This is a genomic window from Pseudomonas sp. LFS074 (assembly GCF_047978165.1).
GTDB lineage: Bacteria > Pseudomonadota > Gammaproteobacteria > Pseudomonadales > Pseudomonadaceae > Aquipseudomonas > Aquipseudomonas putida_P.
In genome coordinates this window covers 996,112-1,011,385 of the sequence record NZ_JBFPFV010000003.1, presented here as the reverse complement: position 1 = coordinate 1,011,385, position 15,274 = coordinate 996,112, and the positions used below count along the sequence as shown (strand labels likewise).

The window sequence follows — 15,274 nt, the reverse complement described above, 5'->3', positions numbered from 1 at the left end:
ACCTATTCAGCGAAACGCGTAATCCAGCACTACCCCAATGAACACCAGCAACCCCGCCCAGTGATTGTGCAGAAACGCCTTAAAGCACGACTCCCGGTCCAGCTTGCGTGTCGACCAGTATTCCCAGGCAAAGCACGCCGCAGCGCCCAGCAGCCCCAGGTGGAACCAGCCCCCCAGGTCAAAGCGGCTACCCGCCAACAACAAGCACCCCAGCGACAGCAACTGCAAGGTCAGGATGATGTTGCGGTCCGCGTCACCGAACAGAATCGCTGTGGACTTCACGCCAATCTTCAGGTCGTCATCGCGGTCGACCATGGCGTAGTAGGTGTCGTAACCCACCGTCCATAACAGGTTGGCGATGTACAGCAGCCAGGCGCTGGCCGGCAATTCGCCACCTGCGGCGGTGAAAGCCATGGGAATACCCCAGGAGTACGCCGCCCCCAGCACCACCTGTGGGTAGTAGGTGTAGCGCTTCATGAACGGGTAGCAGAACGCCAACGCCACCGCGCCGAACGACAGCCAGACCGTGCGGCTGTTGGTGCACAGCACCAGCAGGAAACTCACCCCGACCAGCATCGCAAACAGTGCCAGCGCCTCGCGTGGCCGCACGCGGCCACTGGCCAGGGGGCGGTCGGCGGTGCGCTTGACGTGGCCATCCACCTTGCGGTCAGCGAAGTCGTTGATGCAGCAGCCGGCCGCGCGCATCAGCACCACGCCAAGGCCGAAGATCAGCACATTGGCCAAGGTCGGTGAACCGTTGCCGGCAATCCACACTGCCGACAGCGTCGGCCATAGCAGCAGGTAGATGCCGATCGGGCGGTCCATGCGGCTGAGCTGGACAAAGTCCCAGGCCCGCGGGTGCAGGCGGTTGAGCGACTTGAGCAGTTGCAGGTACATCAGCGGTTTTCCTCCTTGGCCGCTTGCCACAATGCCGGCAGGAACACTTCTGCCACCAGCAGGTCCAGGCCGTCACGCTCGAAGCGCGAGCGGCGGCCCCAAAGCGCCGCATGGGCGGCTTCGGGCGGCAGCCAGGCCTGTGGATAACTGCACACTTCGAGCGGGTGGCGGATGAATGCCTGGTCGCAGAACAGCAACTCGCCCAGCGAGCGGCTGCCCAGGGTTTCCAGGTCCAGGCCACCACGCTCCAGGGCGCTGCGACTGGCCACGCTGCGGGCGAACACCCAAGGTTGGCCATGGCCGCGCAAGTACACCTCGCGCACCCAGCCTTCGGCGCCGGCGGCGATACCCAGCGCCTGGCATTCGTCATCGCGCAGCGGCTGCCAGCCCTCGAACAGCGGGGTGACGGAGAAGTGATCGAAGGACAGGCGGGTCAGGCGGCGAGTCAGCGAGCCCTCGTCGAACAGCCAGTCAAGAGTAGGCTGGTCGATGTCGGTCGCCAGCTGTGAATACGGCAGCCACGCGACAGCGGCTGCTAGCGGGGATTCGTACGACACGTCGGTCTGCTTGTTACAACCAGAGAGGCGGCGAGCTTAGCATGATTGCCCCGAGTGCTTGCATACTGCGGGCAGGGCCGATAAAAAGCCCCCCATGAATTGCGCGTCGGCACCTGCGAGAGGGCCCTCAGCAGCAACACGAAACCAAGCCTGAACCGAGGAAATCCACCCCCATGAAAAAGTGGCAATGTATTGTCTGTGGCCTGATCTACGACGAAGCCGAAGGCTGGCCCGACGACGGTATCGCCCCTGGCACCCGTTGGGAAGATGTGCCTGAAGACTGGCTGTGCCCCGACTGCGGCGTCGGCAAAAGCGATTTTGAAATGATCTCCATCGGCTAATCGAGGAAAGCACGACATGACGTCCCCTGTGGTAATCATTGGTACCGGCCTTGCGGGCTACAACCTGGCCCGTGAATTTCGCAAGCTCGATGCGCAGACGCCGCTGCTGCTGATCACCGCCGACGACGGTCGTTCGTACTCCAAGCCCATGCTGTCCATGGGCTTTGCCAAGCAGAAGGACGCCGACGGCCTGTGCATGGCCGAGCCGGGCGTCATGGCCGCACAGCTGAACGCCGAAATCCGCACCCACACCCGCATCAGCGGCATCGACCCGGGCCACAAGCGGCTGTGGATCGGCGAAGAGGCCGTGGAATACCGCGACCTGGTGCTGGCCTGGGGCGCACAGACCGTGCAGGTGCCGATCGAGGGTGATGGCAGCCACCTGGTGTTCCCGATCAACGACCTGGAAGACTACGCGCGCTTCCGTGCCGCCGCCGTCGGCAAGCAGCGTGTGCTGATTCTCGGTGCCGGCCTGATCGGCTGCGAATTCGCCAACGACATGAGCCTGGGCGGCTTCAAGGTCGATGTAGTGGCGCCATGCGAACAAGTCATGCCGACGCTGCTGCACCCGGCTGCCGCAGCGGCGGTGCAGGCTGGGCTGCAGGGCCTGGGCGTAAGCTTCCACCTGGGGCCGGTGCTGACCCGCCTGCAACAGGTAGCTCAAGGCCTGGAGGCGCACCTGTCGGATGGCAGCGTGATCGCGTGCGACCTGGTGGTATCGGCCATCGGCCTGCGCCCGCGTACCGACCTGGCCGCCGCAGCCGGCTTGCGGACCAATCGTGGTGTCAGCGTAGACCGCGAGTTGCGCACGTCCCACGCCAACATCTTTGCCCTGGGTGACTGTGCCGAAGTGGATGGCATCAACCTGCTCTATGTGATGCCGCTGATGAGTTGTGCGCGGGCACTGGCCCAAACCCTGGCAGGCAAGCCGACCGCGGTTGCCTACGGGCCGATGCCGATCACCGTGAAAACCCCGGCCTGCCCGCTGGTGGTTTCGCCACCGCCTCTGGGCAACGAAGGGACTTGGCAGGTGGAGGGGCAGGGCAGTGACCTCAAAGTGCTCTGCCATGGCGCTGACGGCAAATTGTTGGGCTATGCCCTGACCGGGGCAGCCGTGATGGACAAGCTGTCACTGAATCGCCAGTTGCCACCGGTAATGGCGTAAATAGAGGGCGTTCTGTCGGATTTATCCTGTTGTTGCCCGCACAATGGCCGGCCTGATACTGGCGCGGCCTCTGAGCACGTGCCATTCTCACTCCCGTCTGCCGCAGATTAGAGCCTGCGGTGCCTTGAGCGCTGCTCCTAAAGGCAGCACGGCATAACAACAAGAATTCCGTCAAAGAGGCTTCACTATGCGCAAACCAGAACTCGCCGCCGTCATCGCCGAAAAGGCCGATCTGACCAAGGAAAAGGCCAATCAGGTTTTGAACGCGATTCTCGACAGCATCACCGGTGCCCTGGACAAGGACACCGTGACCCTGGTCGGTTTCGGCACCTTCGAAAAACGCCATCGCGGTGCACGTACCGGCAAGAACCCTCAAACCGGCGAGCCGGTCAAGATCAAGGCCAGCAACACCGTGGCCTTCAAGCCAGGCAAGAACCTCAAGGACAGCGTCAATCCCCCAGCCGCGCCTAGCAAGGCCGCCAAGAAAAAGTAAGCTTGCGCTGACGACGCGTTGATCCCGAACGGGCGCCTTCATGGCGCCCGTTGTGCTTTACACGCAGTAACTGCTGCGAACTTGCATAATCAGGTCGTTAAGAGGATAAACTGCGCAACTTAGTCACTTTTCAATCGAGGCGCGTCGATGAAGTTCCGCTTTCTTCTCTGGGCCATGGGGCTGCTGATGGCCAGGGCCAGCCGTAACAATCCGGCATTCCAGCAGCAGCTCAAGGGCAAGGACCTGGTGTTCCAGATGCAGACGCTGGATGGCAAGGTTGCCAGGCACTTCGTCGTCAACAACGAGCGCATCAGCAGCAAGGGCGGGGCCCATCCGCAGCCTGCCTTTGCCATTGCCTTCAAGGACGCGGCCTATGGCTTTGCCACGATGCAGGCGGGCAACAAGCAGTTGGCGTTCATGCAGGGGATTCAGGACAAGAACATCCAGATCAAGGGCAATCCGGCGCTGGTGATGTGGTTCCAGGGGCTGATGAAGTACCTGAAACCCAAGAAGAAAGGCTGAAATTGCCGGGGCCGCAATGCGGCCCCAGAAGTCTCAATGCGGTGCGTGGAACTGCGAAGCCAGTTCTCGCAACAGGTTCTCGGCCTCGAGCACCTTGTTCACCACATCCTCGGCCTTGTCCCGGGTAATCCCCAAACGCTCCAGTAGCTCGTCAGGGATCTCTTCCTGCGGCCCAGTGCCGATCCCCCGTGAGCGCAGCAGGCGAGTGGCCAGGCACACCAGGTTGGGGAACGCCGAGTACTCGCCGTCATAGGCCGGGTCGTGCTGGAAGCGCAGGGCGGTCGACAGCTCTTCGGGCATGTCCCACAGCTTCATCAGCCAGGCCCCGATCTGCTCGCGGCTGATGCCCAGCAGGTGCTGCTCCACGTAGGTGTGGTTCAGGTGCGGGTTGACCTCCAGGTGGCGGCAGATCAGCGAGAAGTGCGGCGGGAACACATGCGCCAGCAGCAAGTAGCCAAAGTTGTGCAGCAGCCCGGCCAGGTAGGTGAGCCCGGCTTCGGGGCGCTCTGCCCGAGGCATGGCGCGGGTCAGGCCTTCGATGATTGCAGCGGTGTAGATCGACTGCTGCCAATAGGGCGTTGCCTGCTGTGGGTGGTCTTTTGGCAGGCTCAAGGTTTTGCCCAGTGCCAGGCCAAGGGCCAGATTGATCACCAAGTCGAAGCCCAGCACGCGGACAATGGCGTCTTCCACCGAGCGGATCTTGCCCGGCGAGGCGTAATAGGGCGACGCGGCCCAGCTCACCACTTGCGCTGCCAGCGCCGGGTCTGTTTCGACCACGCCCGTGATGTCATCGATACTGGCGTTGGGGTCTACCCGTAGCTTGATGATTTTTTGCGCGGTGTCGGCCAGCGGTGGGATTTCGATGGTTTCTTCCAGGCGCTTCTGAATGCGTCGGGCAGTGAAGGCCTGGACGGCATTGGTGATTTCCCGGGTGTCGTCATCGGGGCGGTCGAGGTTGGGGCTGATGGCCTCGACTTCCTGACCGAAGTTGCTGGCGCTGGCTTTGGCCAGCATACGCTTGAAGTTCGCGCGTTCGATTTCCAGCAGCAGGCCGGCTTCGCCCGACTGGATATAGACGGTCTCGGCGTCGAGCAAGCTCTTTTCGTACTGGCACGGCGAGCTGGTCAGCGCCGGGATACCCGGCAAGGCCTTGAGCTGGTGCTTGTCGAGCATCTGCTTCAGTCGCGGCACCGACACAGCGGTGAGCTTGCGCCCGGTCAGCTCGGCCAGGCGGTTGAGGTCCAGCAGTTGGCTCTGCGGGAACAGCACCATGAGGGCGCCGACCTCGTCGTCGAGAAGCACCGCCTGCACCCGCGAAGCCGCAGGCAGCTGCGGGTGTTCGACCACCTCGCGGTAGGCCACGCCGAGTTTGTCGAGCAGCAGCCTGATGACAGAGGGGGCGTGTGGGGTTGCGGTGTCCAGGGCAACTTCAGTCATGGTCCGTATCCACTGTTTCTTTTAAACGCGAAGTATAACCAGCCTGCGAGCAAATCTGGATCCATTCTGGGACTAGCGTCACACTTGGCCATATTGCTGGCCATGGCGCAGCCAGCGGTCGAGTAGCGGGCTGACATGATCCGGCCAGCGCGCGACCAGGGCTTGAGCGGCGTCTCGCACAGCCGGCAGCAGGTCGGCGTCGCGCATCAGGTCGGCGACCTTGAACTGAAGCAGGCCGGTTTGGCGGGTGCCCAGCATCTCGCCCGGACCACGCAGCTCAAGGTCCTTTTCGGCGATGATGAAGCCATCGTTGGTTTCGCGCATGATCCCCAAGCGCTCGCGACCGATCTGCGACAGCGGTGGGTGGTACAGCAGCACGCAATGGCTGACGGCGCTGCCCCGGCCAACCCGGCCGCGCAGCTGATGCAGTTGGGCAAGGCCCAGGCGTTCGGGGTTTTCGATGATCATCAGGCTGGCGTTGGGTACGTCCACGCCGACTTCGATGACAGTGGTCGCGACCAGCAACTGCAACTCACCGGCCTTGAACTGCGCCATGATCTCGGCTTTTTCCGCAGGTTTCATGCGGCCGTGAATCAGGCCCACACGCAGTTCGCCCAAGGCGCTGCCGAGTTCTTCATAAGTGCTTTCGGCTGCCTGACAGGTCAGCTCTTCAGACTCTTCGATCAGGGTGCACACCCAATAGGCCTGGCGCCCCTCGGCGCAAGCGGCGCGAACCCGCTCCACCACCTCGAAGCGGCGGCTGTCGGCCACCAGCACCGTGTTCACCGGGGTACGCCCAGGCGGCAGTTCGTCGAGCACCGAGGTGTCCAGGTCGGCATAGGCGCTCATGGCCAGGGTGCGCGGAATAGGCGTGGCAGTCATGATCAGCTGGTGTGGGCACAGCTCGCCGGCCACGCCTTTTTTGCGCAGGGCCAGGCGTTGCTGTACGCCGAACCGGTGCTGTTCGTCGATGATCGCCAGGGCCAGGTGCTTGAACTTGACCTCTTCCTGGAACAGCGCGTGGGTGCCGACCACCATGGGTGCACCGTTGGCGATCTGCTCCAACGAGGCTGCCCGGGCCTTGCCCTTGAGCTTGCCAGCCAGCCACGCCACTTCGATGCCAAGCGGTTCGAGCCAGCGTTTGAAGGTGATGTAGTGCTGTTCGGCGAGAATCTCGGTGGGTGCCATCAGCGCCACCTGGTAGCCCGCTTCCAGGCCCTGCAACGCAGCCAGGGCGGCAACCACGGTCTTGCCCGCCCCCACATCGCCTTGTACCAGGCGCATCATTGGCGCGTGCTGGCTGAGGTCGTAGGCAATTTCGTTGGCTACCCGCTGCTGCGCGCCGGTCGGCTGGAAGCCTAGGTTGGCCAGGTATTGCGCCTGCAGGCGCGTGGCCTTGGGCAATACCGGTGCACGCAGGCTGCGCAGGCTTTCGCGCAGGCGTTGTTGCGACAGCTGATGGGTCAGCAGCTCTTCGAAGGCCAGGCGGTGCTGGGCCCAGTGCTGGCCTTCGGCAAGCTCGTCGAGGTCGGCGTCGGCCGGTGGGTTGTGCAGGTAGCGAATGGCTTCGTCCAGCGGCGCCAGCTGGTAGTCCCGCGCCAGTTCGTCCGGCAACCAGTCGGGCAGGCTGCGTGGGCCGAGCAGGCCAAGGCTCTGTTGGCACAACAGGCGCAGGCGTTGCTGGGTAAGGCCTTCGGTGGAGGGGTAGATCGGCGTCAGGGTCTGCTCGACCGGTGGCGGCGGCTCGTCGCCGTTCAGTGCGCGGTACTCTGGGTGGTAGATTTCCAGGCCCGAAGCGCCGGGGCGGGCTTCGCCGTAGCAGCGCAGGTGAGTGCCGCGCTTCAGGCCCTCCTTCTGCGCGTTGCTGAAGTGGTAGAAGCGCAGTGTCAGCACGCCGCTGCCATCACCCAGGCGCACCACCAGGCTGCGGCGCTTGCCCATGGTCACGTCGCTACCACTGACCACCCCCTCGATCACCGCATCCTGGCCGGGGCGCAGTTGGCCAATCGGTACCACTCGGGTGCGGTCCTGGTAGCGCAGGGGTAGGTGGAACAGCACGTCTTGCAGGTTTTCCAGGCCGACCTTGGCGAGCTTTTCCGCCATGGCCTCACCAACACCTTTCAGTACCGTGACCGGGACTTTCGACAGCTCACTCATGACTCAGGCCGGCTGTTCCGCAGGGTTTTTTGCGACCGAGCACAGGCGGATCGAGTCAGCGAGGATCTCGATGGCCTTGGGCCGAGGGAAGCTGGCGCGCCAGGCGATGGCCACGGTACGGAACGGTGCCGGTGCCGTCAGCGGGCGCACTTCGATGACGCCGGGGGCGTAGTGATGGCTGTGCACGGCCGACAGCGGCAGGATCGACACGCCAAGGCCCGAGGCCACCATGTGGCGGATGGTTTCCAGCGAACTGGACTCGACCGTGGTGTGCCTGGAGCCTTCTCCCCCCTTGTTCAAGGTTGGGCAGGCTTCCAGTACCTGGTCACGGAAGCAGTGGCCTTCACCGAGCAGCAACAGGCTCTTGTCGTTGAGCATGGCGGTGTCGATGGTCTTCTTCGCCGTCCACGGGTGGTCGGCAGGCATCAAGGCGCAGAACGGTTCGTCGTACAGCGGCAAGGTCAGCACGTCGGCTTCGTTGAACGGCAGGGCGATGATCACCGCGTCCAGTTCGCCGTTGCGCAGCTTTTCGCGCAGTACGTGGGTGAAGTTTTCTTCGATGTACAGCGGCATCTGCGGCGCCACGCGGTGCAGTTGCGGGATCAGATGCGGGAACAGGTAGGGGCCGACGGTGTAGATGGCACCGACCTTGAGCGGGGCGGTCAGCTGATTCTTGCCGGCCTGCGCCAGTTCGCGAATGCCTTGGGCCTGCTCCAGTACCTTCTGCGCCTGGGCAACGATGCTTTCACCGACCGGGGTCAGGCGTACCGCGCTTTTGCTGCGCTCGAAGATCAGAACGCCAAGCTCATCCTCGAGCTTCTTCACACCGACCGACAGGGTCGGCTGGCTCACGTGGCAGCGCTCGGCGGCGTGGCCGAAGTGCTGTTCCTGGGCGAGTGTGACGATGTAGCGTAATTCTGTGAGGGTCATAACGTGCGTCCATGAAGTTGCGGGCCCAGCATAGCGGCTGCAATCGATAGACGCACGTTATCAGACTTGCCGATTTGTGACAGAAACAAAAGTCTCAGCGGCGGTCCAGTGAGTAGACGAACGGTGCCACGACTTCGATCGTGCCATTGTTCAGCAACTCGGGTGGCGGCTTGGGTACCGTGCCGGCCCGACGGATCATTTCCAGGGTCGCCCGGTCCAGTGCGGCGCTGCCCGAACCACCGGCCATGGAGTACGACACCACCTTGCCTTCGGCGTCGACCACGAAGCGCAGGCGGTTGATGCCTTGCAGGCCGCGACGGCGCGCGTCTTCCGGGTAACGCTTGTATTTGGCCAGGTGGCGCAGCAGGTCGCTCTGCCAGGTGGGCAGGGCGTTGCTGTTGGACGCAATGCTCGGTGCCGGTGCCGCGGACTTCTGCGGTGGCGTGTTGCTGGGCGGTGCGTCTACCGTTTGCTCGGTTGGCGGCGCTTCCTTCGGCGGCTCAGGCTTTTTCTCGGGCTTGGGCGGCTGTGGCTTGGCCTTCGGCTTGGGCGGCTTGTGGACGGCGATCTTGGGCTTGGGCGCTTCCACCAGCTTCGGCAATGGCAGTTCTTCGACCGGTGCCGGTGGCTGTGGAGCCGCTTTCGGTGGTGGTGGTGGCGCAGGCTCCGGTAGCGGTGCCAGTTCGACCATCATCGCTGCCGGGGGCAGTTCGATGGCCTGGGGCACCGACCAGTTGAGCGTCAGCAGCACGGCGACCACGTGCACGCCCAGCACGATCGCCAGGCTGCCACCGTAGCGCGCCATGTTCGAGCGCGTTTTCGTCATTTCTTGGCTGCCGTCTCGAGACCTACCAGACCGACCTTGAGGTAGCCGGCCGCGCGCATGTTGTTCATCACTTCCATCAGGTCACCGTAATCCACGCCTTTGTCGGCCTGGAAGAAGATGGTGGTTTCCTTGTCACCCTTGGTCTTGGCGTCGAGCATCGGGCCAAGCTGTTCGGGCGCAGCAACCTGATCGTCGCCGACGTACAGCTTCTGGTCGGCCTTGACGCTGACGAACACCGGCTTCTCGGGCCTCGGCGCCGGTTTGGCGGTCGAGGCTGGCAGGTCGACCTTGATGTCGACCGTGGCCAAGGGGGCTGCGACCATGAAGATGATCAGCAGCACCAGCATTACGTCGATGAACGGCGTAACGTTGATTTCGTGGTTTTCGGCGAGGTCGTCGCCACCTTCGTTGAGATGCAGGCCCATGGTTTACCCCACTTTCACCATGTGCGGGGCAGCGCGCTCGCTGCCCTGGTGGTCCAGGTCACGGCTGACCAGCAGCAGTACCTGTGCGGAGGCGTCGGACACCTGGGCCTTGTAGCCGGCAATGGAGCGGGCGAAGACGTTGTAGATGACCACAGCCGGGATTGCCGCGACCAGACCCAGGGCGGTGGCCAGCAGGGCTTCGGCGATACCTGGGGCAACCACGGCCAGGTTGGTGGTCTGGGTCTTGGCGATGCCGATGAAGCTGTTCATGATGCCCCATACGGTACCGAACAGACCGACGAACGGCGCGGTGGAGCCGATGGTGGCCAGGACGCCGGTGCCGCTGCTCATGGTGCGGCCGCTGGCATGCACCAAGCGCTCCAGGCGGAAGCTGACGCGTTCCTTGATACCCTCTTTTTCACGGGCGTTGGCCGACAGACGCATTTCTTCGAGGGCATCGTGGACCAGCGTGTGGGCCAGGGTGCCTTCCTTGTTGGAGACTTCGCTGGCTTCTTTAAGGGTGGTGGATTTCTTCAGCTGGGCAATTTCACCCCGCAGGCGACGTTTGGCGCCCATCAGCTCGAAGCCTTTGGCGATCCAGATGGTCCAAGTGATGATGGAGGCGATGGCCAGGCCGATCATGACGATCTTCACCACGATGTCGGCGTTCTTGTACATGCCCCAAGGGGACAGGTCGTGCGCCATGCCCAGCGAGGTGTCTTCAACCAGTGTATCGGTGGCGGGGTCGACCAGTACCTGCGAATCTGCCGGGGCGGCAGCTTGCGCTTGGCCTGCAGGTGCCTGGCCTTCCACGGCAGGTGCTGCCGGAGCGGCCGGAGCAGAGGCAGCGGCAGGCGTGGCGGCATTGGCAGTTGGCTCATCGGCCATGGCCACCGGGGCCAGCACCAGGCTGAGCGTCAGCGCGGCGATGGCGCGCCAGGCGCGCGACGGGGTTGGCGAAGCGGAAGGTTGAGTACGTGTCATGCTGGCCGGACCTGATGAAGAAAAAAGTGAGCGTTCTCCAAGGCCTCGAGGTAGGCCGAGAACAAATTGGCCGCCATTATTGCAAGTAATTCTTGTTAACAAAAGTAATCTTGTTGCTTTTTTCGCCTATGGTCTAGCCGCCCATCGTGTAGCGTGGCCGGGATGATCAATTGGTCTAGGGAGTTTAAAGATGTCAGACCTTTCCGTGATGGTGGTGGGTTGTGGTGATGTGGGTGGGCGTCTTGCCCTGCAGATGCTGGCTAAAGGTTGGCAGGTGAGTGGCCTGCGCCGTTCGGTCGAGCAGCTGCCAGCGGGCGTTCAACCAGTCGCCGCGGACCTGGCCGAGCCTTCGATCCCGCAAGCCTGGCCACAAGGCCCACTGGACTACCTGGTTTACTGCGTGGCGGCCAGCCAGCACGACGAGGCGGGTTACCAGGCGGCCTATGTTGATGGCTTGCGTCATGTGTTGGCCTGGCTGGTCGAGCGTGGCCAGCGCCCGCGTCGGCTGCTGTTCGTCTCCAGCAGCAGCGTGTATGCGCAGAAGGATGGCGAGTGGATCGAGGAAGGCGCGGCCACCGAACCGGAGGGCTATTCCGGGCGGGTGATGCTGGAGGCGGAACAGCTGGCGCGGGCCAGTGGCATCCCGGCGAGCGTGGTGCGCCTGACCGGTATCTATGGCCCAGGCCGCGAGTGGCTGTTGAGCCAGGTTCGCCAGGGCTACCGTGTGGCCGAGGAGCCGCCGCTGTATGGCAACCGCATTCATGCCGAGGATGCTGCCAGCCTGCTGGCGTTTCTGCTGCAGGCTGATGCCGATGGCATGGCGCTGGACGAATGCTACATCGGTGTCGACGACGACCCTGCGCCGCTGGCCGATGTGGTGGCCTGGCTGCGGGCGTACATGGGCGTTACCGAGTGGTCCGATGAGCAGCGGGTACGGCGCACCGGCAGCAAGCGCTGCAGCAATGCCCGGGCGCGCGCGTTGGGCTGGGCGCCGGTGTACCCAAGTTACAAGGAAGGCTATGCCGCGATCCTTCAAGGAAAAAATCAGTCTCAGGCCTGATGCGGTCCCTGTAGGAGCGGCCTTGTGTCGCGATGGGGCGCGCAGCGGCCCCAGGATTTCAGCGTCGCCGCATAGAATGCGGGGGCTGCTTCGCAGCCCTATCGCGACACAAGGCCGCGCCTACAGGAACCGCGCTCGATTTCAGCTGCGCTCCAGCACCCACTGACGCTTGCCTGCTGCCAGTTCCGGCATGTCGTCCGGCTGAGCACGGTTAACCGCCTGGAAAATCTCCAGCTTGTCGCCATCACGCTTGATGATGAACGGTGCACCACGCTGGTTGCGCTCCAGCCACAGGCTGTCATTGCTGCCGCCCATGGTTGCGCAATCGCCCGCCAGGCACAGGGCGAAGCGGTCCGGACCGGGCAGGCCGGTGACGCTACCGGTGTCGCTGAAACGTACATTGGCACCTTTGCCCTGGCCTTCGACGATCTTCCAGTCGCCGCCCAGGTAAGCCTGGTACAGCGCCTTTTCGAAGCTGCTGCCCAGTGGCGCATTGGCTGCAGCTGGCGCCTTGGCACGCACGAAGGTCTGCTTGGCGCCGCGCTGGTCGACAGCCAGCAACGCGTCACCATCAAGCGACAACTGCTCGGTCTGGCCGCCCTCGAAGCTGGCCTGCCATTGCTTGTCATTGGCGCTCAACTGGCCGTCAGCGGCCTCGAAACCATTGCTGTAGCTGGCTTGCTGGCTGGCAACGTCGAGTTTCCACTCGAATACCGGGCCGTGCTCGTTCAGTGCTTGGCGCAGGCTGCCGCCTTTGACCGCCGCAGTGATGGCGTCCTGGTTGATCCAGGTGCCGTTGAAATCTTCGGGTTTGTGGCTGGCGCAGCCGCCCAGTAGCAGGGCTGCCAGCGCGAGGGGCAGTGCTTGACGCATGACGGGTTGACCTTGCAGAGGAGAGAGGGTGACGGGCAGGGCGCCCGTCACCAGGGGCATCATTCGATGACCAGGATGGCGTCCATTTCGACCTGGGAGCCTTTCGGCAGCGCGGCTACGCCGATGGCGGCGCGGGCTGGGTAGGGCTGTTCGAAGTAGCGGCCCATCACCTCGTTGACCTTGGCGAAGTGGCTCAGGTCGGTGAGGAAGATGTTCAGCTTGACGATGTCCTTGAACGAACCACCAGCGGCTTCAGCCACGGCCTTGAGGTTCTCGAACACTTGCACGGTCTGGGCTTCGAAGCCTTCGACCAGTTCCATGGTCTTCGGGTCCAGCGGGATCTGGCCCGACATGTACACGGTGTTGCCGGCCTTGATCGCTTGCGAGTAGGTACCGATGGCGGCTGGGGCCTTGTCGCTGGTGATGACGGTCTTGCTCATGATGACTCCTTGCGGTTGGCGGACTACGTACGCATGCGGGTGATGCGGACCACACCGGTCAGGGTACGCAGCTTCTTGATCACACGCGCCAGGTGCACGCGGTCGTGCACGCTGACCACCAGTTGGACCACGCTGATACGGCCGTCGCGTTCGTCCATGCTGATTTTCTCGATGTTGCCGTCGGCGGCGTTGACACTGCTGGCCAGCAGGGCGATCAGGCCGCGCTGGTGTTCCAGTTCGACACGCAGTTCGACATTGAACTCGCCGGTGATGTCCTTGGCCCAGGAGAGCTGTACGCACTTTTCCGGGTTATGGCGGATTTCACTGATGTTGCGGCAGTTTTCCAGGTGCACGACCATGCCCTTGCCTGCCGACAGGTGGCCGACGATCGGGTCACCTGGGATCGGTGTGCAGCACTTGGCGTAGCTCAGCACCAGGCCTTCGGTACCGCGGATCGCCAGCGGGCCTTCCGGCGCCGGCAGCTGTTCGCCTTCGGCCGACAGCAGGCGACGGGCGACCACGTAGGCCATGCGGTTGCCCAGGCCGATGTCCTCGAGCAGGTCTTCGATCAGCTCCAGGCGGTACTCGGCCAGAATCGCTTGAATGCGCTCCTGGGGGATTTTTTCCAGGCTGCTGTCGAAGCCGGTGAGGACCTTGTTCAGCAGGCGCTCGCCCAGGCTGATGGACTCGGAGCGGCGCTGCTGCTTGAGCGCGTGGCGGATGTGCGTGCGCGCCTTGCCGGTGACCACGAAGTTGAGCCAGGCCGGGTTCGGTCGGGCGCCCGGGGCACTGACGATTTCCACTGTCGAGCCGCTTTGCAGCGGTTCGGACAGCGGCGCCAGGCGACGGTTGATGCGGCAGGCGATGCAGCTGTTGCCGACGTCGGTGTGCACCGCGTAGGCGAAGTCGACGGCCGTGGAGCCTTTGGGCAGCTCCATGATGCGGCCCTTGGGCGTGAACACGTAGACCTCGTCCGGGAACAGGTCGATCTTCACGCTCTCGATGAATTCCAGCGAGTTGCCGGCACGTTGCTGCAGCTCGAGGATGCCTTTGACCCACTGACGCGCGCGGGCGTGGCTGCCCTTGGGCTGTTCGTCGTCGTTGGACTTGTACAGCCAGTGCGCGGCGATGCCATTGTTGGCCATCTCTTCCATCTCGCGGGTGCGGATCTGGATTTCGATGGGCACGCCGTGCATGCCGAACAGCGTGGTGTGCAACGACTGGTAGCCGTTGGCCTTGGGGATCGCGATGTAATCCTTGAAGCGACCGGGCAGCGGCTTGTACAAGTTGTGCACGGCGCCAAGCACGCGGTAGCAGGTATCGACCTTGTCGACGATGATGCGGAAGGCATACACGTCCATGATCTCGTTGAAGGCACGGCGCTTGCCGCGCATCTTCTTGTAGATGCCATAGAGGTGTTTCTGCCGGCCGCTGACCTCGCCCTCGATACCATCGGCGGCCAGGCAGTTGGCCAGCGAGTGCTCGATCTTGGCGACGATCTCTTTACGGTTGCCGCGTGCGCTTTTCACCGCTCGGTGAATCAGCGACGAGCGCATCGGGTGCATGGCCTTGAAACCGAGGTCTTCGAACTCCACGCGCACGGTGTGCATCCCCAGGCGATTGGCGATGGGGGCGTAGATTTCGAGGGTTTCCTTGGCGATGCGCCGACGCTTTTCGCCGGACAGCACTTCCAGGGTGCGCATGTTATGCAGGCGGTCGGCCAGCTTGACCAGGATCACGCGGATATCGCGAGCCATGGCCATGGCCATCTTCTGGAAGTTCTCGGCCTGCGCCTCGGCCTTGGTCTCGAAGTTCATCTGGGTCAGCTTGCTGACCCCATCGACCAGCTCGGCCACGGTCTCGCCAAACTGCTGGCTGAGGGCTTCCTTGGCGATGCCGGTGTCTTCGATCACATCGTGCAGCATGGCCGCCATCAGGCTCTGATGGTCCATGTGCATGTCGGCGAGGATGCTGGCCACGGCCAGCGGATGCGTCACGTAGGGCTCGCCACTGCGGCGGCGCTGCCCATCGTGGGCCTGTTCGGCATAGAAATAGGCGCGCCGGACCAGGTTGACCTGTTCGGGGCCAAGATAGGTCGACAGCCGTTCGGCCAAGGCTTCTATACCCGGCATGGGTTCACCTCCTGCCGAGGAAGAGGGCCTTGCGC

At 63.4% G+C, this 15,274-nt stretch carries 16 protein-coding genes; 5 read left to right on the top strand and 11 right to left on the bottom strand.

Annotated elements, in window-relative coordinates; all coding sequences use genetic code 11:
* Positions 1–6 precede the first annotated feature (6 nt).
* Complete coding sequence (gene ubiA, locus ACNQP3_RS28650; RefSeq protein ID WP_012274846.1) at positions 7–897, bottom strand: 4-hydroxybenzoate octaprenyltransferase; 891 nt, start codon at positions 895–897, stop codon at positions 7–9.
* On the bottom strand, positions 897–1,454 hold the full coding sequence (locus ACNQP3_RS28645; RefSeq protein ID WP_012274845.1) for a chorismate--pyruvate lyase family protein: 558 nt from the start codon (positions 1,452–1,454) through the stop codon (positions 897–899). Before ACNQP3_RS28645 ends, ubiA begins: the two co-directional genes overlap by 1 nt.
* 173 nt (positions 1,455–1,627) lie before the next feature.
* On the opposite strand from ACNQP3_RS28645, the gene ACNQP3_RS28640 reads away from it, so the two are divergent.
* The 4 genes from ACNQP3_RS28640 to ACNQP3_RS28625 all read left to right on the top strand — a co-directional run bounded on the left by ACNQP3_RS28640 (position 1,628) and on the right by ACNQP3_RS28625 (position 3,975).
* Positions 1,628–1,795 carry a rubredoxin gene (locus ACNQP3_RS28640; RefSeq protein ID WP_003253349.1) on the top strand — a complete coding sequence of 56 codons (168 nt, stop codon included), beginning with the start codon at positions 1,628–1,630 and terminating at the stop codon, positions 1,793–1,795.
* A 16-nt stretch (positions 1,796–1,811) separates the two neighbouring features.
* Positions 1,812–2,960 carry an NAD(P)/FAD-dependent oxidoreductase gene (locus ACNQP3_RS28635; RefSeq protein WP_012274844.1) on the top strand — a complete coding sequence of 383 codons (1,149 nt, stop codon included), beginning with the start codon at positions 1,812–1,814 and terminating at the stop codon, positions 2,958–2,960.
* A gap of 187 nt (positions 2,961–3,147) precedes the next feature.
* Positions 3,148–3,453 (top strand): HU family DNA-binding protein, encoded by a 306-nt coding sequence (locus ACNQP3_RS28630; RefSeq protein ID WP_012274843.1) that lies wholly within the window; start codon positions 3,148–3,150, stop codon positions 3,451–3,453.
* A gap of 147 nt (positions 3,454–3,600) precedes the next feature.
* Positions 3,601–3,975 carry an SCP2 sterol-binding domain-containing protein gene (locus ACNQP3_RS28625; protein ID WP_012274842.1) on the top strand — a complete coding sequence of 125 codons (375 nt, stop codon included), beginning with the start codon at positions 3,601–3,603 and terminating at the stop codon, positions 3,973–3,975.
* Between the two features lie 33 nt (positions 3,976–4,008).
* Here the strand turns inward: ACNQP3_RS28625 and ACNQP3_RS28620 are convergent, their stop codons facing one another.
* The 6 genes from ACNQP3_RS28620 to exbB form a co-directional block, all read right to left on the bottom strand.
* Complete coding sequence (locus ACNQP3_RS28620) at positions 4,009–5,412, bottom strand: aminoacyl-tRNA deacylase and HDOD domain-containing protein (RefSeq protein ID WP_012274841.1); 1,404 nt, start codon at positions 5,410–5,412, stop codon at positions 4,009–4,011.
* Between the two features lie 78 nt (positions 5,413–5,490).
* Entirely contained in the window at positions 5,491–7,569 is a 2,079-nt protein-coding gene (recG, locus tag ACNQP3_RS28615; RefSeq protein WP_012274840.1) for an ATP-dependent DNA helicase RecG, read from the bottom strand.
* A 3-nt stretch (positions 7,570–7,572) separates the two neighbouring features.
* Positions 7,573–8,499, bottom strand: a complete 927-nt coding sequence (locus ACNQP3_RS28610; RefSeq protein ID WP_012274839.1) for a hydrogen peroxide-inducible genes activator — start codon at positions 8,497–8,499, stop codon at positions 7,573–7,575.
* 94 nt (positions 8,500–8,593) lie between these two features.
* A complete protein-coding gene (locus tag ACNQP3_RS28605) occupies positions 8,594–9,325 on the bottom strand; it encodes an energy transducer TonB (protein WP_012274838.1) in 732 nt (243 codons plus the stop codon).
* On the bottom strand, positions 9,322–9,750 hold the full coding sequence (gene exbD / locus ACNQP3_RS28600) for a TonB system transport protein ExbD (RefSeq protein WP_012274837.1): 429 nt from the start codon (positions 9,748–9,750) through the stop codon (positions 9,322–9,324). The genes ACNQP3_RS28605 and exbD overlap by 4 nt, the downstream gene beginning before the upstream one ends.
* A 3-nt stretch (positions 9,751–9,753) precedes the next feature.
* Positions 9,754–10,734: a tonB-system energizer ExbB gene (gene exbB / locus ACNQP3_RS28595; RefSeq protein WP_012274836.1), complete on the bottom strand. Its 981-nt coding sequence runs from the start codon at positions 10,732–10,734 to the stop codon at positions 9,754–9,756.
* Between the two features lie 190 nt (positions 10,735–10,924).
* Here exbB and ACNQP3_RS28590 point away from each other — a divergent pair, with 190 nt between their 5' ends.
* Positions 10,925–11,794, top strand: a complete 870-nt coding sequence (locus ACNQP3_RS28590; RefSeq protein WP_012274835.1) for an SDR family oxidoreductase — start codon at positions 10,925–10,927, stop codon at positions 11,792–11,794.
* 141 nt (positions 11,795–11,935) lie between these two features.
* Here ACNQP3_RS28590 and ACNQP3_RS28585 read toward each other — a convergent pair whose 3' ends face one another.
* From ACNQP3_RS28585 to spoT, 3 genes are read right to left on the bottom strand one after another with little or no spacing between them, the layout of a single operon-like run.
* The gene (locus tag ACNQP3_RS28585; RefSeq protein WP_041166619.1) at positions 11,936–12,667 is read right to left on the bottom strand and encodes a hypothetical protein; all 732 of its coding nucleotides are present in this window, start codon (positions 12,665–12,667) and stop codon (positions 11,936–11,938) included.
* 59 nt (positions 12,668–12,726) lie between these two features.
* Positions 12,727–13,107: a RidA family protein gene (locus ACNQP3_RS28580; protein ID WP_012274833.1), complete on the bottom strand. Its 381-nt coding sequence runs from the start codon at positions 13,105–13,107 to the stop codon at positions 12,727–12,729.
* 23 nt (positions 13,108–13,130) lie between these two features.
* Positions 13,131–15,239 (bottom strand): bifunctional GTP diphosphokinase/guanosine-3',5'-bis pyrophosphate 3'-pyrophosphohydrolase, encoded by a 2,109-nt coding sequence (gene spoT / locus ACNQP3_RS28575; RefSeq protein ID WP_019471052.1) that lies wholly within the window; start codon positions 15,237–15,239, stop codon positions 13,131–13,133.
* Positions 15,240–15,274: the final 35 nt, after the last annotated feature.

What these genes read in the sequence shown, in the direction of transcription:
- ACNQP3_RS28640 (WP_003253349.1), top strand. Translation starts at nt 1,628, where the DNA reads ATGAAAAAGTGGCAATGTATTGTCTGTGGCCTGATCTACGACGAAGCC.
- ACNQP3_RS28625 (WP_012274842.1), top strand. Translation starts at nt 3,601, where the DNA reads ATGAAGTTCCGCTTTCTTCTCTGGGCCATGGGGCTGCTGATGGCCAGG.
- ACNQP3_RS28605 (WP_012274838.1), bottom strand. Translation starts at nt 9,325, where the DNA reads ATGACGAAAACGCGCTCGAACATGGCGCGCTACGGTGGCAGCCTGGCG.
- spoT (WP_019471052.1), bottom strand. Translation starts at nt 15,239, where the DNA reads ATGCCGGGTATAGAAGCCTTGGCCGAACGGCTGTCGACCTATCTTGGC.
- ACNQP3_RS28585 (WP_041166619.1), bottom strand. Translation starts at nt 12,667, where the DNA reads ATGCGTCAAGCACTGCCCCTCGCGCTGGCAGCCCTGCTACTGGGCGGC.
- ACNQP3_RS28580 (WP_012274833.1), bottom strand. Translation starts at nt 13,107, where the DNA reads ATGAGCAAGACCGTCATCACCAGCGACAAGGCCCCAGCCGCCATCGGT.
- exbB (WP_012274836.1), bottom strand. Translation starts at nt 10,734, where the DNA reads ATGACACGTACTCAACCTTCCGCTTCGCCAACCCCGTCGCGCGCCTGG.
- ACNQP3_RS28610 (WP_012274839.1), bottom strand. Translation starts at nt 8,499, where the DNA reads ATGACCCTCACAGAATTACGCTACATCGTCACACTCGCCCAGGAACAG.
- exbD (WP_012274837.1), bottom strand. Translation starts at nt 9,750, where the DNA reads ATGGGCCTGCATCTCAACGAAGGTGGCGACGACCTCGCCGAAAACCAC.
- ACNQP3_RS28635 (WP_012274844.1), top strand. Translation starts at nt 1,812, where the DNA reads ATGACGTCCCCTGTGGTAATCATTGGTACCGGCCTTGCGGGCTACAAC.
- ACNQP3_RS28620 (WP_012274841.1), bottom strand. Translation starts at nt 5,412, where the DNA reads ATGACTGAAGTTGCCCTGGACACCGCAACCCCACACGCCCCCTCTGTC.
- ACNQP3_RS28630 (WP_012274843.1), top strand. Translation starts at nt 3,148, where the DNA reads ATGCGCAAACCAGAACTCGCCGCCGTCATCGCCGAAAAGGCCGATCTG.
- recG (WP_012274840.1), bottom strand. Translation starts at nt 7,569, where the DNA reads ATGAGTGAGCTGTCGAAAGTCCCGGTCACGGTACTGAAAGGTGTTGGT.
- ubiA (WP_012274846.1), bottom strand. Translation starts at nt 897, where the DNA reads ATGTACCTGCAACTGCTCAAGTCGCTCAACCGCCTGCACCCGCGGGCC.
- ACNQP3_RS28590 (WP_012274835.1), top strand. Translation starts at nt 10,925, where the DNA reads ATGTCAGACCTTTCCGTGATGGTGGTGGGTTGTGGTGATGTGGGTGGG.